The following is a 21,618-nucleotide window of genomic DNA, read 5'->3' on the forward strand; positions in this document are numbered from 1 at the left end:
AACACCTGTCGAAAATTGTCCTCTAGCTGGTAGAACGATCAGTTTTTAGAAATGAGAGTGGCTTGACATCCGTTAAGCCATATTGGTAAAGAAGCATCTCAGCAATTCGTTTCGAAGCTCGTCCATCACCATAAGGGTTAGATGCCTTCGACATATTGTCGTACTCTTTTTGATCGACTAGCAACTGTTTTGCCATCTTGTAAATGGTCTCTTCATCAGTACCTGCGAGCTTAAGCGTGCCAGCTTCCACGCCTTCAGGGCGCTCTGTTGTATCGCGAAGCACTAATACTGGCTTCCCTAAAGAAGGCGCCTCCTCTTGTACACCGCCGGAGTCCGTTAATATAAAGTATGAGGCAGCAGCGAAGTTATGGAAATCAACGACTTCGAGCGGCTCAATTAAGTGCACACGGTCAAGATCACTGAATTCTGTCTGAGCCGCATCACGAACAGCAGGGTTTAAATGTACAGGATATACAACCTGAACATCTTCAAACTCTTCTACAATACGCCTAATCGCTCTAAACATGTTCTTCATCGGCTGGCCGAGATTCTCCCTGCGATGGGCCGTTAACAAGATCATTTTATCTGTGCCTATTTTCTCTAAAATAGGGTGTTGATACTGATCTGTAACCGTTGTTTGCAATGCATCAATTGCTGTATTACCTGTTACAAAAATAGATTCTGCTTTTTTATTTTCAACTAAAAGATTCTGCTTAGCCTCATGTGTAGGCGCAAAATGAATATCTGCAATGCTTCCTGTCATTTGACGGTTTAATTCTTCTGGAAACGGTGAGTACTTATTATGTGTTCTTAAACCCGCTTCAACATGACCGACTGAAATTTGGTGATAGAATGCGGCCAAGCTTCCTGCAAAGGTTGTAGTGGTGTCTCCATGAACAAGGACAATATCAGGTTTCTCCTCTTGGAATAATTGATCTAGTTTCAATAGTGCATTTGATGTGATTTCAGATAATGTCTGACGTTCTTTCATAATATTTAAATCATGATCCGGTTGAATGTTAAAGGCTTTCAACACTTGATCAAGCATTTGCCGATGCTGTGCAGTCACAGTGACTGAGGATTTGATTTGCGGATGTTTTTTCAGCTCAAGGACAAGGGGTGCCATTTTAATCGCTTCAGGCCTCGTCCCGAATACAGTCATTACATGTAATGTTTTCAATAGTCGATGCCTCTTTCCTTCTCATTTATAAGTGTATTATACAAAAGAATAGAAACGAATCCTAATCATTCTGTTTTCAATTTTTACATCGCCTTTACTCTTTTCAACATAAAAATTTACACAGACTCATTACAATAGAATTGAATCAGCTCATACATTTATCGTAAATCATTTGTCATTTCTATCATTTGTAAGTTACACTTTATGAAAGATGAAAAATGAAGTCAAATCATTTTTTCTATATGTAAGGAAGGTGCAAAGTTCATTGAAAAAAGTACGTAAAGCCATTATACCAGCTGCAGGTCTCGGAACACGTTTCCTCCCTGCAACAAAAGCAATGCCTAAAGAAATGCTTCCAATCGTTGATAAACCAACCATTCAATATATTATTGAAGAAGCTGTTGAATCAGGAATCGAAGACATTATTATCGTCACTGGAAAAGGGAAAAGAGCCATTGAGGATCATTTTGATTTTGCACCAGAGTTAGAGCGCAATCTTGAGGAAAAGGGAAAGAGCGAGCTTTTAGAAAAAGTGAGAAAGTCCTCTAACATTGCTGACATTCATTACATACGTCAAAAAGAGCCGAAAGGACTTGGACACGCCGTTTGGTGCGCACGCAACTTTATCGGTGATGAGCCTTTTGCTGTTTTATTAGGTGATGACATTGTTCAAGCCGAAACGCCTGGCCTTCGCCAGCTGATGGACGAATACGAAAAAACTCTTTCCTCTGTCATCGGTGTTCAGCAAGTAGCTGACAGCGATACACATCGCTATGGGATCATCGACCCTCTTACACAAGAAGGACGCCGCTACCAAGTCAAAAACTTTGTTGAAAAGCCGCCGCAAGGAACAGCACCATCAAACCTAGCCATCTTAGGGCGCTACATTTTCACACCAGAGATTTTTATGTACCTAGATCAACAAGAGATTGGTGCAGGCGGAGAAATTCAGCTGACAGATGCCATTCAAAAGCTAAATGACATCCAGCGCGTATTCGCCTATGATTTCGAAGGGAAACGATACGATGTCGGCGAGAAGCAAGGCTTCATCGAAACGACGCTTGAGTTTGCTCTTCAGGATGAAGAATTGAAAAAGAAACTCATTCCATTTATGAAACAGCTTCTCGAAAAAGAAGAAGTGAATTAAAAAAAGCTGCCATCATCGGCAGCTTTCAGATTATTGACAAAGGGCTAAAATGATCTTTATTTTAGCCCTTTGTTTTCTTTTCAGCGTGATAGAAAACCTTTGCAGTCTAGGAAGGGTGAGTACCGGAGCGGAGCGAATTGAAACATTCGTGAGCACCGGAGCGCAGACCTGACACCGAATGCGAGGGTTTGTCTACACGCTGAAAGCTGCCGGCATCGGCAGCTTTTTTATTTAATGACTGAAATAGTCAGTGTATGCTGTTCATTATCAATGACAAACAGGTTGTTTTCGCCCTTCACTGCGAACTTTGTTCGTTTCTCATTCATCCAGACATTTTGTTCTGTCAGCCCAAGTGTGGAAGGAGAGATTGGCATAATATCGCGAAACACAATCGTGTTTGCCTGACCATTTTGAATGACATAGTCGGTTTTCTCTGTGGTCAATTGCTCAATCGTATCTCCTTGATCATTTTTCACTGAACTCAGCGTTTGCATTCTCTGTTTCAGCACAGATTCTTCTTTTCCAAGGAAAGACAGTAAATACTCATACGAACCTGCCGATGCAGGTGATACATAGGAATTAAACTGTCCTGGTCCAATGGATAATGACTTTAAATCCTCTGCATTTTGAAGCGCAGCAGGTTTAACAAAATACGTTTCTGACGCAGTTTTAATTTGAACGGTTTGTTTATTTTCAGCCACAGCCTGTACTTCTTGTCCAAATACCAAAGTGATATCGGCCTTTTTTTTCATGGCTTGGTCTTTGTAAACCGTAAGTGGATCTGCCGTGACTATCAGCTGTTGATCCACCTTTTTCATATCGGGCGCTCCCTTGGTCTGCGGATGCTTCGACTGAGGCGCTTCTGTCTTATCTGATGGGATTGCACCAAATGTCGCCAGTGTACGAAGCGGGCGATCTGAAAACATTGATAAGGCTAGCAATATCGTTAAGACCGCTAAAACTGTCACTTGAAATACGGGTCCGAACAATGAGCGGCGTTTTCCGTTCTCTTGATAACGAGACACCTTTTCCGTCTTTTGTACACCTTTTCTACCTTCTTTATGTTCCATTTGGTATTTTTGTTTCTCTTTCTTGGAAAGCTTGTTAAACCAATCAACAAACTCCTTATATTCCTTCACGACCTTTTTCGTATCATCAAACATACGAAGCTCACCATAATGCATCCAAGCCACCCGATCACAGATTTTTTGAATTTGGCTAATGGAGTGACTGACAAAAAAGATCGTCTTTCCTTGTTCCTTGAATTCTGTAATGCGGTCCACACATTTTTGATAGAAGGTTTGGTCTCCAACAGACAGTGCTTCATCAATAATGAGGATATCTGGATCGATATGCGCTGAAATAGCAAAGCCAAGACGTGATTTCATTCCACTTGAATAGCTCTTAACCGGCTGGTCAATAAAGTCGCCAATATCCGCAAACTCTACGATTTTTTCATAAAGCTCATCTATCTCTTTATTCGTCAGCCCCATCATTAAGCACTTTAGGCGAATGTTATCTTTCCCGCTTAATTGGTTGTTCAGCCCTGCAGCAATGGCAATTAACGAAGGCTGGCCGTCCATATCAATTTCACCACTTGTCGGTGGAATGATTTTCGCTAGAAGGTTCGACATTGTCGATTTTCCAGACCCGTTAATTCCTACAAAACCAATCGTCTCGCCTTCATATACATCAAAGGACACATCACGAACAGCAAAAAAACCTTTTTCATTTTTATTAGGTAAAAACAGCCCTTTAATCTTATCCGACTGTTTTTTATATAGGACGTACTGCTTGGATACGTTTCGAAACGAAACCTTTAGTTTCATCGTATAATCTCCTTACTTTTTAAAGAAAATCGACAAATTTATCCCTAAATTTCATATGAAGCAATGAACCGACTGTTAAAAGAAGAAGCGTGATCAGCCAAAAATAAAGTGTGTATTTCACATCATGGAAGAACCATTCTCCCTTTAACAAACTATTTCTGAAACCATCAATAATGTAGAAAAGGGGATTCAGTCTTAAAATATCTCCAATCCACGCCTTATCTCCAGTAAGTTTTTCCGAAATATTCCAAAATATCGGTAGCAAAAAGAAAAGTAATCGTGTCACGGATTGTAAAAGAAATTGATAGTCTCTCACGAGTACGCTAATCGTGGAATTAAACAAACTAAACGAGAACATAAACGCGATCATACAAATAAAATAGTATATATATTGCAGCCAATGCGCGTCAGGGTAGATGCCATAGGAAATCAGCACAATCAGATAGACACCCATCATGACAAAGTAGCTGAACAAGTTGGACATAATCACCACAGACGGCAGCGCACTAATCGGAAAATTCATTTTCGATACCATATTAATGCGTTTAAACACACTGTTTGACCCATCAAGAATTGTCGGACTAATAAAAAACCACGGGATTAACCCGGCAAGCATCCAGATGATAAATGGGATTTCAACGCCGCCAATGACAATTGGCTGCCCACCGCGAATGCCCATACCAAAAACAAACCAGTAAGCCAGCATTTGAATCAATGGATTTAAAAACTGCCATAAAACACCTAAATAATTCATCTGATATTTTGATTTTGTTTCATAAACAGCAAGTCGCATAATCAGCGGAAATGAACTGATTTGCTCCTTTAGTATCGTCAACATTGCGTTCATTCTAATCTTCCTTAGATATAAGTTTTTGGAATTACTATTTTTAAAAAGCACCGCTCATAATTGTAACAGATGTTGAGGAATATTTCACTTTATATCATGATAAAAGGCTTACAAGCCGTTAGCTGTAAGCCTTTATCCTATTATTTTATTTATTCAAATACCACTTCAACCACCCGTTTCGACGACTCCCCGCTCTCTAAGTAACAGAATTTCTCATAAAACGGTGCAAATGATTCTGGTAGTGTAAAGTCTGGCTGTTCTGTTTCTCTCACCCAGTCAATGACACTTGCTGTCTCTTTCACAAGTGGTCCAGGTGCTTCTTGTTCAAAGTCGAAGTAGAAGCCTCTGAGCTTGTCACGATATGTTTCGATGTCTGGCACATAGAACAGCATCGGACGTTTGAGGTTTGCATAATCAAAGAACACAGATGAGTAATCTGTGATGAGCAGATCTGAAATCATATAAAGGTCTCTAATGTCTTCGTAATGAGAGAAGTCATAGGCAAAGCCTTCATACGGCCCTAAATCAAAGTTTTCAGCAACTAGATAGTGCATACGCAGAATGATGATATATTCATCTCCGATTGCAGCTCTCAACTCATGCAGATCAAGGTCTAAATCAAATTTGTACTGCCCTTTTTTATAAAATTGATCGTCTCTCCATGTCGGTGCATATAAGATCAATTTTTTATCGAGCGGCAGGTTCATTTTTTGTTTCAGTGCTCTCATCGTTTCTTCATTGTTTTGATTGTGAAGGAAGTCATTTCTCGGATATCCTGACTCAATCATGGTCTTTTGGAATTGGAACGCACGTGTAAAGATTTCAGTCGAGTAGGCATTTGGAGAAATGAGATAATCCCAATTCGATGCTTCTTTTGTGAAATTTTTTTTGTATTTCTTCGTGTTTGTTCCAGGCATATGCACCTCGTCCATGTCCATTGCCAGCCGTTTTAACGGCGTACCGTGCCAAGTCTGCAAGTATGTTGTGTGATCTGGCTTTGGAACCCATAGCGGCAAACGGCTGTTTACAACCCAATACTCAGCTCTTGCCATCGCAAAGATCCATTTCAATGACAGACGATTGATATAGTAGATGCCTTTTTCCTTAAACGGTGCTTCATGACCCTTTTTAACGCTCCAGATCAGCGTATATTCAGGATGATGTTCCTTCATATACTCATAAATCCCACGCGGGTTACAACTGAATTGTTTTCCGTTAAAACTTTCAAAAACAACCGTTTTTTGATTATGAGGCAGCTTACTGACAAGCCTGAATAAGAACTTAAAAATACTTATATACATAATCGTTAGAATTTTTTTCAATTTAATTTCACATGCTTTCAAAATTCTTCAACCTATCTTCCATGAATAATATCCGTTTTTCGTTTGATATGACCATCCATCGATGGACGATGGTTTATTTGTAAGCAATTCTCCTTCTACTTCTACCCTTTGCAAAACCTCTTGAAGTTCTTCTGTATTAAAACGAATGTAAAAATCCACAAATTTCGTTTGGTTGATTTCAATGTTTTTCTTTGTTTGAAAATGGCCGATTGGGAAGCTGACTTGATGGTTCTCATCGATTGTTTGAGAGATGATTTCAGCTCCATTCACTCGATCATATCCTGCGAAATCAATTTGCACATGATCCGCATGACTCATTTCATCTTTTAACTCAAGTTGAAGGTGAAGAACATGATGCTCAGAGCTTAGATCACGCAAGGCCCATTTCATGCTGTCTACGATCCCTCTCAGTTCATCTTTATGCTCACGATTTTCGAGCATATGATGAATCGCCGTATTCCAAACAGTCTCAACAAGATAAAAATAGGCTTGTTCTCCCAATAATTTTTCGACATCTTCTTTATGTTTAGTATCCCCAAAAAAGACAGCATCCACTTGCTGCTTTCTTATTTGTTTAAATAATTCTCCATATTGAGAATTGACTTGATGCAGATCTTCTTCATAATGTGCGTGATGCACAAATGCAGCGTAATAGGTTGTTTCAGGCTGATCGATTTTAAACAGGTGGCGGTCTTGATCACGGTCCTCTGTGATCATCAGTTTCAAACGGTCATTTTGTGATTGAATGCTGGATAGCCATAATTGTTTAATATCCGTCTTCTTTGTAAATGTTTGAATTCCTGTTTTTTTATACCAATTAATATGCCGAACTGGATTCTTTTTTGCATCACCAGGATAAATGATCTCCATATAGATGCTGCCGTCGTCATTGATTAATTCCTCTAAGTATAGAGCACCTGAATGTGGAACAAAGCTTTGTACTCTGCACAAAATGCCCTGCCAATTGTATTCTTCCCTCTTCACTAATTGCTGCTCTTCATTATATTGATTAATATAACAAATGGGAGAAGAAGGCAATTCATATCTCGTCACTTGAATCGTGGATGCACCTTCTGGAAAAGTAGCTTCATTGATCTGATGTGATGATTCACCGGCAATAAATTCTGAGTAACGTCTTTTACTTCCGCTTTCCGGTAAGATATAGTGTTCAAATACATTCAAGATGTCCACTTGGTTAGGAAATGTCTCCTCCAAGCTATGAATACATTCTTTCACATTTGCATCGTAATTTAAAGTTAAAATTGCAGTACGTTTATGCTGATCAGCCAATGGCTTTATTCTTGCCTTTAAAGATTTCGTTAAGCTCTCATCCTGTTTTGGCACATCACCCATAATAAAGTAATAGTCCATATCAGGCACGTCCATTGATGCCATTGTTTCATGTTGTTCAGATTGATCCAATGTGTCTTCAACTTTTTTCTTCATCCAATTTTGAAACAAAGGAAGCTCTCCTTCATAATATTGATGGCTTACTCATTGTATTTTACATGAAAAAGTACTTCTCACCAAAAGATAAGAAGTACTTTTTTTCGATCTATTAAAGTCCTGCAATTTCTTCCTTAATTTGTGTTGTCGAGATGCCTTCTGTTCTTTTCAAGTATACGACTTCGCAATGTTCTTTTAAGAAATCGAATTTACCTTCCCAGTCATCTCCCATGACAAACACATCAATATCGTGCTCTTGCACGTCACGGACTTTTTGATCCCAGCTGTTTTCTGGAATGACTTCGTCTACATAACGAATGGTTTCAAGAATCAGCTTTCTATGCTCGTAGCTGTGATAAGCTTTTTTTGATTTTTGTAAATTAAACTCGTCTGTAGAGATGGCCACCACTAAGTAATCTCCAAGCTGCTTTGCACGTTCTAGCAGCTTAATGTGCCCCCAGTGTAATAAATCAAATGTACCGTAAGTTATAACTTTCTTCATTGCAAACAAACTCCTTTCTTCAATCCTTATTCGACTGCATTCGTGCAGTAATTTATCCGTAATTCTGTGATATTCGATTCGCTCTTCGGAACCTCATTATATCACAGCGCCCACCAAACGTTAAGCGGATGTAAAGACAAACTATTTCCAATTTACTGGGCGCAGGAGGAAAAGTCCGAAGAATCAATGTTTCACAAAGGATCGTCGAGATGAAATGATGAAAATGTCATGAAATTTAAAGGTTTGTAAAGTTATTGTTAATATTTCATGGAGCATCTGTGATAAAATGATGAGTAGGCGAAGAATGAATTTACAATGAACGTTCATAGATAACAAGTTAAAAAGGAGGTCTAAACAATGCAAACAGAAGTGGTCTCTAACCTTTCTTATGTAAACGGCGACTTAGATGAATTTATCAGCTATATGAACCAGCATCATATTTCTCAGAGAAGAGGCGCCATGATTGCGACTGTCAATCCAGAGATAGGCTATGCCGTCATGAAGGATAATGCGTACCATCAAGTCGTCTCATCTGCGGATTATGTACTGCCGGATGGCGTAGGCGTCGTATTGATGTCCCGCATGACCCAAAGTCCGCTTAAGTCAAGAATTGCCGGCTTTGATGTCTTCATGTCTATGCTTGACCTAGCAAACAAGCAGTCTAAAAGAATCTTTTTATATGGTGCGAAAAAAGAAGTGCTTGAGGCTGTGAAACAGCGAATTGATACGGAATATCCAAATGTGGTCCTCGCCGGAAGCTGTGACGGCTATCAAGCCGATAAACGTTTCGTAGCGAAGCAAATCGCGCGCTCGAAACCTGATATGGTGTTCGTTGCATTAGGTTATCCAAACCAAGAGAACTTTATTTACGAATACCGCCATTTATTCCCGCAGGCTGTTTGCATCGGTTTAGGCGGAAGCTTTGATGTATTTAGCGGAACGGTGAAGCGTGCACCACGCTGGATGATTAAGACAAATACAGAATGGCTGTACAGATTGATTGTGAATCCATGGAGATGGAAACGAATGCTCAATATTCCTAAGTACGCTTTTGCCGTATTGAAAGAAAGCAAAGGAAAAAAACGTTACTATCCTGAGCAAGTAAAGGATCAGACGAAGCAGCTGTGAGAGACTGATAAATGATGAATATACGCTCAATGATGATTTCATGTTACGCAGCTTTTATTTCTTTCATTGGATGGCTGATGAGCGGCGTGAAACCTCGTGAAAACCAGGTGACGCTGCTTGTTTCATTCCAAGAGAATGCGGCTGCTCTCATTCATACTTATCAACAACAGGCGAACATGACAATGAAGCTCACTATCCTCTATACGAAGCATGCTTCTGCGATAGAAAAGGACGGGCCTCATCTGTCATTTCGCTATTTTCATGAAAAAAATCCTCTCCATCTCATTCAATGTATATATACGATGTTTAAAAGCAAGGTTGTCGTGACGGATAATTACTTTCTCATGACGAGTGTGCTCAGAAAACGGCCTTCTACCACCTGTATTCAAGTATGGCATGCCAATGGGGCTTTGAAAAAGTTCGGGCTTGAAGATGCTTCAAATTCTGAACGAAGTCCCCGTGACATCGAACGCTTCAAACGTGTCTATGCGTCTTTCGATTACATTGTGACAGGCTCAGATCACATGCGTGAGATTTTCAAGACCTCGTTTGGGGTCAATGATGAACGCTTTTTACCAACTGGTGTACCACTGACGGATGTGTACTATGAACAGCATCAGCCTTCCTTGAAGCTGAATGATGTTCCAAAAGGGAAAAAGATCCTGCTCTATACACCGACCTATCGAGACTTTGCAATGGACGGTCTTGTGCTGCCTTTTTCAAAAGAGCAGCTGCAAACTGAGCTGAATGGCGATTACATTCTGCTCGTCAAGCTTCATCCTGCGGTCAAACATTTAGCGAAAGCAGAAACAGACGGTGAATGGATATTTGATGTGTCCGATCAGCCGCTCTATCCATTGCTTTGTGCTTGTGATGTCCTGGTGACAGATTATTCGTCCATTGTGTTTGAGTATGCACTGCTCGAAAAGCCTGTCTTGTTCTTCACTTATGACTTAGACACTTATCGGGAGAAACGCGGCTTAGTCGACCGTTATGAAGACATCATTCCTGGTAAGGCTTGCGTCACTCAAGACATGCTCTTGCAGGAGCTTTTGCACCTAAACGCATTAAACAATAAAGAACGAATCAAAACCTTTGCTGAGGAATGGAACCAATATTCAAAGGGACAATCAAGTCAGCAGCTCCTCTCATTTATTGAACAGCAGCTGCTCCTACACAAAAAACGTCCGGCTTCTCATTAGGAAGCACGGACGTTTTTTTATTTGTTATACACCGGGATATCGTAATACAGCGTATAGTCATCAAGCAGGTTATACAAACTATACATGCGAGTGACTTGCTTAGAAGCCCAGCCAATATCTGTTGCATATTGATGAGTCGCTGCAGCCGACCAGCGCATTTTATAAATTGTATCTTGCTTGTATGTGGCATTATTGATATAGCTGTTTCCAATGAATTTTGCTCCGCCAATAATGGCAGTCTCTGGCGTGAACCATTGTTGTTCATACGCATACTTTGCACCAAGATAATTCGGATTGCTGTCATATGCGCCAATGCCATACATGTTATATACTTTCTTTCCATTAAACATTGTACCATTCGCTAAAATGGAACTTCCGTTACCCGTTTCAAGCAACGCATGAGAAATAAGATAAATTTCGTTGATATGATACGTTTTTGCTGCTGTAATAAAGGCCTGTCCTTTACCCGCAAGAATCCCTTTTCCTGCTAAAATCTTTGAATTGACCTCTGCTGGATTGAGATTCGCAGCTTCAGAGAGTTTCAGAAATTGAAAATAAGATTGCGTGCCTTCTGCAATATTAGCTGGATCTACATATTTTTGCACCTCTGCTGCACTTGCATTTCTCCAGCCGAGGTTGATCCTGATCCAGTTCCCTTCTTTCCCAAGCTGTTTTACTTTTGCTCCTTTATTGAGCTGTGCCACAATGTTGCTTGCAGAGCTCGAATCAGGTGTAGAACGGACATTTAAGCCATCCGTATTCACTGTCGATGTTGCTTGGTCTACATATGCTGCATAGACATAGGCCGCACCATCTGTCTGTGGCGACACCTTCATTTGTTTGTTGACCATCTCATTGACAGTAAGGTTGTAGTTCGTTTGCATAACCATTGGGCCATTTTTAATTTTTACGGCTGTGGCGGTCCAGCCATATTGGCTTTTCACAAAAGCAATGGCTTCATTTACAGTTGTTAATCCTGTAAATTGCTGCGTAATGTTGATTTTGTAAGTTGGTTTCGTTGCTGTTGTATACGCTGCGGTTTCATTCCGTTTTTTGAAAAATGCCATGCCTTGATCACGCAGTGCAGCGGTTGAGATGGCACCTGTTTTGATCTGATATTGAGCATAATCGGCTGCGCCTGTTTTTTGAGCAGCGGCCTTCATTTTTTGTTTCGTCAAATAGCTGAGTGCTTGATTCAGTTTTGTCTGATTCACTGTCGGCTCTGTCGTGATACGGTATTGCTTGACCGCTTCTGTCAGCGTTTTTGTACTGCTGGCAACGCCATTTTTCTTGATGATCTCTTGAGCCTGTTTCACTTTACTTTGTTCAAATACAGGTGTTGTTTTGAGACTATACGTTTTGCTGACAGCCTGTCCCTTACTTGTGGTTATGCTGCTTGTCAGCTTCTGCGTTTTTAAGTAGGCGGCCCCTTTATTCACTTTCGCTTGGTCCACTGCTTGATTGACCACGAGTCGATACGTGCTGTCTGATACCTTGCCAGTTTTTTTCGTTGTCGCAGATACTTTTTTCTTTTGGAAGAAAGCCGCTGCTTTTTTGACTTGGTCATCTCCTAAAAGGTTTCCCGTCACGACTTGATATGGCTGTGTAGAAGAAATCTTTTTGGACGTGTAGCGCCATTTCTTTTTCTTGAAAAAAGCTACCGTTTTGGCGTAAGCTGTATCGTTTAATTGATTGAGCTTCACGATATAATTTTTTGTTTTTCCCACGCGCTGCACAGTACCTGCAGCACCGGTTTGTTTCTTAATCTGAGCTGCAGCTGAAGCTGCTTGTTTGTTGTCTTTAAAATAGCCTGATTCCAAGCTGTAGACATTTTTTAAAGCACCTGTCTTTTGAATCTTCCCGCTGATCTTTGCTTCCTTTTGCAGTTGAGTAAGAAGCGTCTGTGCTTTCGACTGGTTCGCTTGTGCAGCGGATGTGACGATGTAATACGGCTTACCTGCTGTCACCGTTTGAAGCACTGCTGTTAAGCCGGATGCCTTTTGAAAGCCTTGCAGAATGGTATTCGCCTTACTTTGTCCAACAATACCGCTTGAAATCAGCTGATACACAGTGCCAGCTTTCGTTTCGGTTTGGTATGTACTGGTGACGCCTGCCTGCTTTTGCAGCTCGGTTTGAATATTTTTCACTTTCGTTTCAGAATCAATGGCTCCTGATATGACCTGATAAGAAGGTTTGCTTTGATTGATGACTTCATAGGAGCTATTGAGCCCTGATGTTTTCGTTAGTTCGAGTGAAAGCTTTTTCGCCTGACTTTCATCATTAACTGGATCAGTAACGACCTTTTGTAAAGGAAGGCGGTCACCTACTGGAGACACCGTACCGCTCATGCCTACTTCTTTTTTTAATGCAGCTGCACTTGCATTCGCTGCTGCTTGCGAATCATATCCTGAAGCAGTGAGCTGATAGGTCGACGTATTTCCTGAGGTTTGATAAGTGGCTGTCCACTTTTTGTCTTTCTTCAGTGTTTCCACTGCTTTTTTCACTTCTGCTTCTGTTGTAAATACTTTTGAGGTGTTCATCGTATAAATGGATTGATCGACATAGGAGGCTGCTTGCGCTTCTTTACCCGTGTGTAATGTCATACCAAAGGCAGCTGCGAGTAACATAATCTTGATGGTTTTTTTCACGTTCCCTGTCCCTCTCTTAACTTTGCATAATAGTCTACTAATCTCTTTATCGACAAAAACAAGTACTCTTTCAAGTCATTTATGCAATAGAAAAATAGAGGACCCCCTCGAAGTCCTCTTTTCCTTATATATGCGACACAATCAGTTCACAAGATCCTTCAATTGAGAAGGTTCCTGTTTCAGCCGGCAGAATAAAATGAGCGCCCTTTGGCAGTGGATATGTGTGTCCGTCATGCTCTAAAAACCCTTCTCCATGAATCACACTGCATAGCAAAAACGGATAATCCTGCGAAAGCTCTACTTTTTGATCAATTTCCCATTTATACACAGAGAAATATTCTGCTTCGACAAATGTACGAATGGTCACTCCCCGGCGTGTTTCAACTGATTCATCTGCATACCCGTCTACATGAGGAACCGTTGTGACATCAATCGCTTGCGCAAAATGAAGTTCACGTTCATTGCCATCCTGATCTTTTCGTTCATAATCATATACGCGATAGGTTGTATCTGAGCTTTGCTGCGTTTCAAGGACAAGCGTTCCTTCGCAAAGCGCATGAATGGTACCGCTTGGCACATAATAAAAATCACCAGGCTTAATCTTCACCCGCCGCAAAAGACCTTCCCAATCTCCGCTATTCATCATGGTGACAAGCTCAGTTCTTGTTCTTGCATTGTGCCCATAGATCATTTCTGCTCCTTCTTTGCAGTCAATGATATACCAGCACTCTGTTTTTCCAAGCTCGCCATTTTCATGTCTTTCCGCATAATCATCATCTGGATGTACTTGCACGGACAAGTCTTGGTTTGCATCTAAAATTTTGGTTAACAGCGGGAAGCGGTCGCCTTCTATCCCCCCGAACAATTCTCTATGATTGTCCCAGAGTTCGATCAGCGTTTTCCCTTTATATGGACCGTCTTGCACGACACTTGGCCCGTTTGGATGAGCAGAAATTGCCCAGCATTCTCCCGTTTGATCAGAAGGAATATCATAGCCAAATTGATCCCTTAAGGCTGTACCTCCCCATATTCTCTCCTTCAATTCAGGCAGTAAAAAAATTGGTGACTGCTTCATTCAGGATGACTCCTCCCTTTGCTACCCTTTGATAATCCTTACCTAGCTTGATGAAAACTAGTAAGTCTCAACTTTTATTATGACGCTATCTAAAGAGAAGTCAATCCTTTCAGTACACCGAATGAAAACGATAACACAAAAAATATTTTACCCTTTGACAGAGCCTGCGAGAAGCCCTTTGACAAAGTATTTTCCAAGAAGAATATAGACGAGCAGGGTCGGCAGCGCAGCCAATATCGCCCCTGCCATTTGGACGTTCCATTGCACAATTTGACTGCCTGATAGATTTTGCAAGGCAACCATCACCGGCTGATGCTCCGCAGTGGTCATCGTAACCGCAAATAAGAATTCATTCCACACATTTGTGAACTGCCAAATGGCCACCACAACAAATCCTGTGATCGAAAGCGGCAGAATCATATGTCTGAAAATCCCGATAAACCCTGCGCCATCCATTTTCGCCGATTCAATCATTTCATCTGGGATGCTCACATAGAAATTTCGGAACATGAGTGTTGTGATCGGAAGCCCGTATACGACATGGACAAGCACAAGCCCTGGAATTGAATTATACAATCCGACTTCACGCAAAAATTGAATGAGCGGGATCAGAATACTTTGATATGGAATAAACATCCCAAACAGCATCAGCGTAAAGACGACTTCTGATCCTTTGAAACGCCATTTTGATAATACATAGCCATTCATTGCACCTAATACAGCTGACAATAAAGTAGCAGGAATGACAAGATAAAGAGAATTCATTAAATTGGGCGCCAGCTTTTCAAACGCGATTTGATAGCTTGAAAAATCAATAGTAGATGGCAGCGACCACATTCGCTCAAGGGTGACTTCACCTAATGGCTTCAAGCTTGTGACGAGCATGACATAAACAGGCATCAGAAAAAAGAGACTGCACAAAATCAATAAAGCATAAAGAACTGGACGGACAAACCATCTGGCTGTCATGATGAAGCCCCCTTCCGGCTCGACAGAAGATATGGCACGATAAAGACCGCAACAGAGATCAGCATGACAACCGCAATGGCAGCACCGCCTGCATAATGGTTTCCTCTAAAGGTCATTTCAAACATATACACGCCCGGAACATCCGTGACAAAGTTCGCACCCGGCCCTGTCATCGAGTAAATCAAATCGAAGATCTTTAAAGAAATGTGAGCCATGATGATGACAACACTTGCAGTAATCGGTTTTAAAAGAGGGAAAATGATTTTCCAGTAAATCTGCCACTCCGTTGCACCATCCATTCTAGCAGCCTCTCTTACTTCCTCTGGAATTCCTCGCAGACCCGCCAAATACATCGCCAGAGAGAAGCCTGTCATTTGCCAAACAGCTGCAATCACAACAGCAATCATGGCCGCAGGTACACCAAACTCAATTTTCCCCCAGACAAATCCGGCCAATATATTCGTATCCGTATACCACTTAGGCTGGATACCAAGCGTTTTCAAAAATAAATTTACCCCAGTTGACGGGTTTAAAATCCATTGCCATACGACTCCTGTGACAACGAAGGAAAGGGCCATCGGAAAGAAGAATAAATTCCGAAAAAGAGATTCCCCCTTGATCTTCTGATCTAGTAAAATCGCAAGTGCAAGACCAGAGATAATGACAGCCCCAATAAAAAATAAAGTGAAAAAGACCGTGTTTCGAAGATCTGATTGAAAGCGGAAATCTTGAAACAGCATGACATAATTGCGAAGACCTGCGAAAGAGAAATCAGGAACAAGCGTGGTCCAGTTTGATAATGACACATATCCTGTCCAGCCGATAAAACCGTAAACAAAGATGAATAATAATACCGCTGACGGGGCTAAAAAGAGCAGCGCCAGCAGCTGGTCTCCATTCCATTTTTTCCGCATACGTTTAACTTTGGGCACAGGTGTTTTTGCCATCGGCGATGTGTCTATGCGCATGAAGCTACACTCCTTTTTAAAAAAGAGGCGGTGCCTAGCCGCCGCCTCCTTCGTCTTTATTTCATTGCATCTTTTAAAGATGAAACAAACTGACTGCTGTCTTTTTGTGTCACGAAGATATTGACGGCTTGATTCGCTTTTGTCACAAACCCTTCTTCAGCAGCTGAGCCATGAGCAAGAGACGGCGCCAGTTTTGACTCTTTAAATGCCTTCATCGCCGATTTTCCGTATTCATCATATTTTGATACATCTGCATCCACACGTGCTGGAATCGATCCTTTTAGCGGATTAAACGCATCCTGTCCTTCCACAGATCCTAAAACAGATAAGAATTTCTTCACGTTTTCTGGCTGTTTCACACCCTTTGGCAGTCCAAATGTATCGGTGATCACCATAAAGCTTCCTTCCGTTCCAGGAGTCGCTGTGTATCCAAAGTCTTGATTCACCTTCAAATCAAGATCATTCACAAAGTACCCCTTCGCCCAGTCGCCCATGACATTCATTGCCGCTTCTCCTTTAGCCACGAGCTGCGAGGCATCCTGCCAGTTACGTGAGCTGTGATCATCATTGACGTATTCAAGCATACGTCCAAAGATGTCTGACGCTTCCTTCACTTTTGCGTCATCCATTTTCATATCGCCAGCCCAAAGTTTTTGATAACCATCTGCCCCTAATACACCCAGCAAAACACTTTCAAACAAATGAGTCGCTGCCCAAGGCTCCTTATCTCCAAGTGCAAGTGGTGTGATTCCTTTTTTCTTTAATGCATCTGCTGTTTTGAAAAATTCATCAAATGTCGTTGGCGGCTCTAAGCCTGCATCATCAAATACTTTCTTGTTATACCAAAGCACATTGCCCCTGTGAATGTTCACTGGCACGGAATAGATTTTCCCATCTTTGCTGACAAGATCAATCAGTGATTTTGGAAATTTGTCTTTCCAGCCTTCTTTTTCATATAAATCATCCAGAGGCTCCATTTTGCCTGCCGCGACCCAGCTCTCATTCAGCTCCGCCCCGCCATGCACTTGAAACGTAGCAGGCGGATCATTTCCCTGCATCCGGCTAGTCAGGACAGCCTTTGCATTTGTACCAGCACCACCTGCGACGGCTGCATTTTCAATTGGAATGTCTTTATTCTCCTCTTCAAACAATTGAATGAGTGCCTTCAGCCCGTCTTCCTCACCTGCTCCTGTCCACCAAGAGAAAATTTCGAGCTTCTCCGCTCCGCCTTCTTTTTTTGCCTCTGAGTTCGTCGATGAGCTGCAGGCAGTGACGATAAGCATACAGAGTGCCAGCAGTGTAAAGCCTAATTTGAACTTCATAATTGATCCCCCTATCCCTATTTTGTAAGCGTTATCAAAATAAGTATAATGGCAGATCCTTGCTTATTTTCAGGCAAACTTCTTCACTTTTTTATGAAATTCTTCATTTTTTTACGGCCTGTTTTCGATATTCCTTCGGTGAACAGCCGACCATCTTCTTAAACACACGGCTGACGTAATTAGGATCTGTATATCCTGCCTGATAGGTAATTTCTTTTAAGCTAAGCGTGCTGTCTTTGAGGAGCTTTTTGATTTTATCCAGCCGGCAGGCTGTCACATACTCTTTAAATGTCAGACCCGTCTCGTCTTTAAATCGTTTTGTGAAATAGGTTGGACTTAAATCAACATAAGCGGCCGTTTGCTCAAGTGTGATTTGTTCACAATAATGCGTTTTGATGTAACGTTTTGCCCGCTCGATGTCATTGATGGTCTGTGTTCTCGCTTCATACACGTCAAATAGGTGTTCACAGCACTGGCGGCATTCAGCCGCGGTGCTGATTGTCAATATCGATAGATCTGTTCGGAGGCGTGATTTGAAGAGAATCAGCAGTTCTTTTACCTGCGAAATCGCCGCCCCCTCTAATTCAAAGGCATCAAATAAAGCTAGCGCATCCTCTCTTCTCCCTTCCTCGAGCGCCTGCATCATGCTGTCTGCAAGCTCCGGCAGATGAATCAATGGGCGGGGCTTCACTTCTGTTTGGTAAAAGCCATAACGAACAACGCCGCCACTCTTTTTTCGCTGATAATAGGAAAGCTTCGCCTCTGCTGCACTTTTCTGAAGATGAAGCGGGTTTGAGACTGGATGCCCTATGCCAACGACAGGTGAAGGCTGACCGTTTGTCATGGCAGCTCGAATGGCTTGCAGCACCTCTGCCTTTAGCTGACCTGGTCCCTGCTGACTATAAATGAGACATGTAAACAGTTCTCCCCCCATCTGAATCGGCACCGTATGAAATCGTGCAGATTTCTGTAAATCGATCAACAGCTGATCTCCTTCTGTCCGCTGCACAGCAATGATAAGACCTGCTTCATATTCGGAAAATAGTTGTTGAAACTCCATTTCGGTATAAGATTGACCGTTCATGACATGCGCTTCAAGCCACTTTGACTGCTGATCGGCCGTTGCCTCCTGCCGCAGAGACGCCTCCTGCTGAATCTCTGCTGCTACAAATCGAATGGCTGCGATGGTTTCATCCTTGTCAGCTGGTTTGACGAGGTATTGTTTCACCCCTTCCTGCATCGCTTGCTTGGCGTAATCGAATGTATCGTAGGCTGTCAGCATAATGAATTTTGTATGAGGACTGCTTGCTTTGATCTGTTTGATCGCTGTCAGTCCATCCATGCCAGGCATCTGAATATCCATGAGCACAAGATGAATGGGCTCAGACTGCACGAATTCAACCGCCTTCTTTCCATTTTCCGCTTCTCCTGCTATATGACACTCTGGAAGCCATTCGGTTAAGAACTTCCGCATAGCTAGCCGTTCTATTTTTTCATCATCGACAATCAGCACGTTCAGCATGCCGGTCCCTCCTTTATCGGAATAGCCAATTGTATGGTGGTGCCTTCGTTTGGCTTTGAATCAATTTGAAGGGCATCTTGCACCCCGTAAAACAAGCGCAGTCTTGACATTACATTTCGAAGACCGATTCCTGTCGAGTGGCCTTTACTCAGTATGTTCGGATCTTCCTCTTCTTTTTCTGACAGCAATCTTCTTTTCTCCTGTTCATTGATGCCCATCCCATTGTCCTGAATCTGAATCATCACATAGCCGCCTTCTTGATAGATCGAGAGCTCAACAAGTCCCTCTTCCTCCTTTGGTTCAACGCCATGAATGAAGGCATTTTCGACAAGCGGCTGTAAGGTAAGACTTGGGATATGCACAGATAAACATGATTCATCGATGGACGTTTTGCACGTAATACGATCGGCAAATCTCGTTTCTTGTATATGAAAATATTCTTTCACCACTTTCACTTCTTGTTCCAATGTAACGGATGTACTTAGAGCAGACAGCGAATACCGCATCAGCGTGGAAACGGATTGAATCAACCTCGATGTGGCTTCTGCTGATTCTAAGTAAGCCATCCGTGAAACGATGTTTAATGTGTTAAATAAAAAATGCGGGTTCATTTGGTTTTGCAGCGTTTTTAGCTTCATGTCTTTGATTTTTTGATCTAATGCTGCCTTTTGTTTGATCTCTTCAATCATCATTTTCATCTCTTGCCGCATTCGCTGAAAGGCTTCATTTAAAACAGAGATTTCATCCTTTGTGGTAACATGCAAATTCGCTCCATCAAAATTTCCTTCTGATACTTCTTTTACACTTCGGGACAGATGAACGATGGGTCTTGAGATCCCGCCAGCAATCATATACGCCATCCATAAGGCGACCCCGATTGATAACGTAAACAGGCATAAGGTAAAGAGCGCATAGGTTTGATGTCTTTTTTGAAGAGATTGATAGAGTATCTGATACTCAGACAATTCATCATCAAGCAGGGTCATCGTCTGCTCTTGTATATAGGAGGAGACGGTTCTCACTTCCTTCACACTTGCAGCATATTCTTCGATTTTCCCTTCTTTCACATGTGTCATGGTCGCATCACTTTCATTGATGAGCGTCCGCATCATATATTGATATTTTTCAATAGAAGGAATTGCCGCATGAAGACCGGCATCCTTTCGCAGCGCTTGATCGTATGATTTCATTTTCTGTTTTGACGTAAGATATTCTTTGGCAAACTTCCGATCCTTTTCAATGGCATAGGCATTAACCTTTTCATACATCGTTTTCGCCTCTGTTGATATATCATTGAGCAGGAGAAAAGAACGGAAGCTCCGGCTATATTCTGATGTGATTTTTGAACTGCTCCAGTAGACAAAAAAAGCGGCTACGTTGCCAAGAAGCACAAGGATTAAAAATGCTAATAACAGCTTACTTCGAATCTTTCTCATGGCTGCATCCCCTGCTTTCTGTCTGTTTGCTGAAGAGGCAGATCCCCGCGCCGGATCACACTCGTTCCCGTGTACTGGAGCGGTTCTTCTTTTTCACCTTTCTGCAAACGAACAAGCGATTCAACCGCTTGATAGCCCATTTCATAAGGATGCTGCACGACGACGGCATCAATTGTCCCATCATCAAGCGCCTGAATCGTATCAGGCAATGTGTCAAATGCAAGCACATAAAAATCAGTGGATGATCGATACTGTGCAATTGCTTGGATGATGCCTGCACCATCTAATGCACTTGTGCCATAAAATGAGGTGAGCTTTGCATGATCGTTTAATAGTTTATAAGCGGCACCTGAGGCACCTGACTTCGTAATGGCTGATTCTTCTATTCCAGCAATATGAATGCGTTTTTCAGCAGAGACGGCATCTCGAAAGCCCTTGACGCGCAGCTTTTGATGAATGGCATCCAGCCTGCCTGTGACAATTCCTACATACTGTTCACCTTTTGTATCTGCGATGAGTGCCTGTCCTGCGATAAAACCTGAATAATAATTGTCCGTCCCTACATACACTTGACGCTTGCTCCCCTCTGCATCCGTATCGACGGTGACGACATCAATGCCTTTTTCCCTCGCCTTCTGAAAAAGCGGTTTGTATTTCTTAGCATCAAGTCCCTGCGTCATAATGCCATCAACATGCCCAGCGATCGCCATATCAATAGTTTTCAGATGATCGTCTACATCCGCCTGTTTTGGGCCCAAATATTCTAGATATACGTGATGAACGTCTGCCGCATCCGCAGCTCCCTTTTGTACAAGCTGCCAATATTCGTTATCAAGTTCCTCCGGTACAAGGACAAAATGGTATTGATACGTTGACGCCGTTTCATCGGAAGCGCTTTCAATTTTAAATAAATCTTGACCTAATAACGTTAAGAAGATGACAGATACCACACAAAATGTGAGAAATGCGCTCATTCCGATCCACTTAGATAATTTCACCGTGTCCTCCTCCTTCCCACTATTTCCGCATAAAAAAAAGAGCTGCTTATAAGCAT

Annotated in this window: 16 protein-coding genes and 1 pseudogene; 3 read left to right on the forward strand and 14 right to left on the reverse strand. The window is 41.9% G+C overall.

The window, feature by feature from the left end:
- Nucleotides 1-22 precede the first annotated feature (22 nt).
- Nucleotides 23-1,180 (reverse strand): non-hydrolyzing UDP-N-acetylglucosamine 2-epimerase, encoded by a 1,158-nt coding sequence (gene wecB / locus AAYR28_RS16420; RefSeq protein WP_025093947.1) that lies wholly within the window; start codon nt 1,178-1,180, stop codon nt 23-25.
- Nucleotides 1,181-1,445: 265 nt separating this feature from the next.
- Between wecB and galU the strand changes: the two genes are divergently transcribed.
- Nucleotides 1,446-2,327, forward strand: coding sequence for a UTP--glucose-1-phosphate uridylyltransferase GalU (gene galU, locus AAYR28_RS16425; RefSeq protein WP_008343198.1), 882 nt, complete (start codon nt 1,446-1,448; stop codon nt 2,325-2,327).
- A gap of 227 nt (nt 2,328-2,554) precedes the next feature.
- Here galU and tagH read toward each other — a convergent pair whose 3' ends face one another.
- From tagH to tagD, 5 genes and pseudogenes are all read right to left on the reverse strand, one after another.
- Entirely contained in the window at nt 2,555-4,156 is a 1,602-nt protein-coding gene (gene tagH / locus AAYR28_RS16430) for a teichoic acids export ABC transporter ATP-binding subunit TagH (protein WP_120207815.1), read from the reverse strand.
- A 19-nt stretch (nt 4,157-4,175) separates the two neighbouring features.
- Nucleotides 4,176-5,003 carry an ABC transporter permease gene (locus AAYR28_RS16435; RefSeq protein ID WP_024426273.1) on the reverse strand — a complete coding sequence of 276 codons (828 nt, stop codon included), beginning with the start codon at nt 5,001-5,003 and terminating at the stop codon, nt 4,176-4,178.
- A gap of 149 nt (nt 5,004-5,152) precedes the next feature.
- Nucleotides 5,153-6,277 (reverse strand): annotated as a pseudogene (locus tag AAYR28_RS16440) (CDP-glycerol glycerophosphotransferase family protein); the annotation flags it as partial.
- Nucleotides 6,278-6,352: 75 nt separating this feature from the next.
- Entirely contained in the window at nt 6,353-7,807 is a 1,455-nt protein-coding gene (locus tag AAYR28_RS16445; protein WP_120207817.1) for an alpha-glucosyltransferase N-terminal domain-containing protein, read from the reverse strand.
- 97 nt (nt 7,808-7,904) lie between these two features.
- Nucleotides 7,905-8,294 carry a glycerol-3-phosphate cytidylyltransferase gene (gene tagD, locus AAYR28_RS16450; RefSeq protein WP_008343212.1) on the reverse strand — a complete coding sequence of 130 codons (390 nt, stop codon included), beginning with the start codon at nt 8,292-8,294 and terminating at the stop codon, nt 7,905-7,907.
- Between the two features lie 357 nt (nt 8,295-8,651).
- Here tagD and AAYR28_RS16455 point away from each other — a divergent pair, with 357 nt between their 5' ends.
- Both AAYR28_RS16455 and AAYR28_RS16460 read left to right on the forward strand, forming a co-directional pair.
- Entirely contained in the window at nt 8,652-9,422 is a 771-nt protein-coding gene (locus AAYR28_RS16455) for a WecB/TagA/CpsF family glycosyltransferase (RefSeq protein ID WP_120207819.1), read from the forward strand.
- 11 nt (nt 9,423-9,433) lie between these two features.
- Nucleotides 9,434-10,624, forward strand: coding sequence for a CDP-glycerol glycerophosphotransferase family protein (locus AAYR28_RS16460; RefSeq protein ID WP_120207821.1), 1,191 nt, complete (start codon nt 9,434-9,436; stop codon nt 10,622-10,624).
- A gap of 17 nt (nt 10,625-10,641) precedes the next feature.
- Here the strand turns inward: AAYR28_RS16460 and AAYR28_RS16465 are convergent, their stop codons facing one another.
- The 8 genes from AAYR28_RS16465 to AAYR28_RS16500 form a co-directional block, all read right to left on the reverse strand.
- Nucleotides 10,642-13,272, reverse strand: a complete 2,631-nt coding sequence (locus AAYR28_RS16465) for an N-acetylglucosaminidase (protein ID WP_120207823.1) — start codon at nt 13,270-13,272, stop codon at nt 10,642-10,644.
- Between the two features lie 124 nt (nt 13,273-13,396).
- The gene (gene manA / locus AAYR28_RS16470; RefSeq protein WP_120207825.1) at nt 13,397-14,347 is read right to left on the reverse strand and encodes a mannose-6-phosphate isomerase, class I; all 951 of its coding nucleotides are present in this window, start codon (nt 14,345-14,347) and stop codon (nt 13,397-13,399) included.
- Nucleotides 14,348-14,494: 147 nt separating this feature from the next.
- Nucleotides 14,495-15,316, reverse strand: a complete 822-nt coding sequence (locus AAYR28_RS16475; protein ID WP_024426281.1) for a carbohydrate ABC transporter permease — start codon at nt 15,314-15,316, stop codon at nt 14,495-14,497.
- A complete protein-coding gene (locus AAYR28_RS16480; protein WP_120207827.1) occupies nt 15,313-16,284 on the reverse strand; it encodes a carbohydrate ABC transporter permease in 972 nt (323 codons plus the stop codon). Before AAYR28_RS16480 ends, AAYR28_RS16475 begins: the two co-directional genes overlap by 4 nt.
- A gap of 56 nt (nt 16,285-16,340) precedes the next feature.
- A complete protein-coding gene (locus tag AAYR28_RS16485) occupies nt 16,341-17,606 on the reverse strand; it encodes an ABC transporter substrate-binding protein (protein ID WP_120207829.1) in 1,266 nt (421 codons plus the stop codon).
- Nucleotides 17,607-17,709: 103 nt separating this feature from the next.
- On the reverse strand, nt 17,710-19,128 hold the full coding sequence (locus AAYR28_RS16490; protein WP_120207831.1) for a response regulator: 1,419 nt from the start codon (nt 19,126-19,128) through the stop codon (nt 17,710-17,712).
- Nucleotides 19,122-20,564, reverse strand: coding sequence for a sensor histidine kinase (locus tag AAYR28_RS16495; protein ID WP_120207833.1), 1,443 nt, complete (start codon nt 20,562-20,564; stop codon nt 19,122-19,124). The genes AAYR28_RS16490 and AAYR28_RS16495 overlap by 7 nt, the downstream gene beginning before the upstream one ends.
- Nucleotides 20,561-21,562: a sugar-binding protein gene (locus AAYR28_RS16500; protein ID WP_034281148.1), complete on the reverse strand. Its 1,002-nt coding sequence runs from the start codon at nt 21,560-21,562 to the stop codon at nt 20,561-20,563. Before AAYR28_RS16500 ends, AAYR28_RS16495 begins: the two co-directional genes overlap by 4 nt.
- Between the last annotated feature and the right edge of the window lie 56 nt (nt 21,563-21,618).

It is taken from the genome of Bacillus safensis, assembly GCF_039619585.1.
GTDB classification, from domain to species: Bacteria; Bacillota; Bacilli; order Bacillales; family Bacillaceae; genus Bacillus; species Bacillus safensis.

Bases quoted from the DNA above. Each gene is read 5' to 3' on its own strand.
- manA (WP_120207825.1), bottom strand. From the start codon at position 14,347: ATGAAGCAGTCACCAATTTTTTTACTGCCTGAATTGAAGGAGAGAATA.
- tagH (WP_120207815.1), bottom strand. From the start codon at position 4,156: ATGAAACTAAAGGTTTCGTTTCGAAACGTATCCAAGCAGTACGTCCTA.
- AAYR28_RS16480 (WP_120207827.1), bottom strand. From the start codon at position 16,284: ATGCGCATAGACACATCGCCGATGGCAAAAACACCTGTGCCCAAAGTT.
- AAYR28_RS16485 (WP_120207829.1), bottom strand. From the start codon at position 17,606: ATGAAGTTCAAATTAGGCTTTACACTGCTGGCACTCTGTATGCTTATC.
- AAYR28_RS16460 (WP_120207821.1), top strand. From the start codon at position 9,434: ATGATGAATATACGCTCAATGATGATTTCATGTTACGCAGCTTTTATT.
- tagD (WP_008343212.1), bottom strand. From the start codon at position 8,294: ATGAAGAAAGTTATAACTTACGGTACATTTGATTTATTACACTGGGGG.
- AAYR28_RS16455 (WP_120207819.1), top strand. From the start codon at position 8,652: ATGCAAACAGAAGTGGTCTCTAACCTTTCTTATGTAAACGGCGACTTA.
- AAYR28_RS16475 (WP_024426281.1), bottom strand. From the start codon at position 15,316: ATGACAGCCAGATGGTTTGTCCGTCCAGTTCTTTATGCTTTATTGATT.
- AAYR28_RS16490 (WP_120207831.1), bottom strand. From the start codon at position 19,128: ATGCTGAACGTGCTGATTGTCGATGATGAAAAAATAGAACGGCTAGCT.
- AAYR28_RS16435 (WP_024426273.1), bottom strand. From the start codon at position 5,003: ATGAACGCAATGTTGACGATACTAAAGGAGCAAATCAGTTCATTTCCG.
- AAYR28_RS16495 (WP_120207833.1), bottom strand. From the start codon at position 20,564: ATGAGAAAGATTCGAAGTAAGCTGTTATTAGCATTTTTAATCCTTGTG.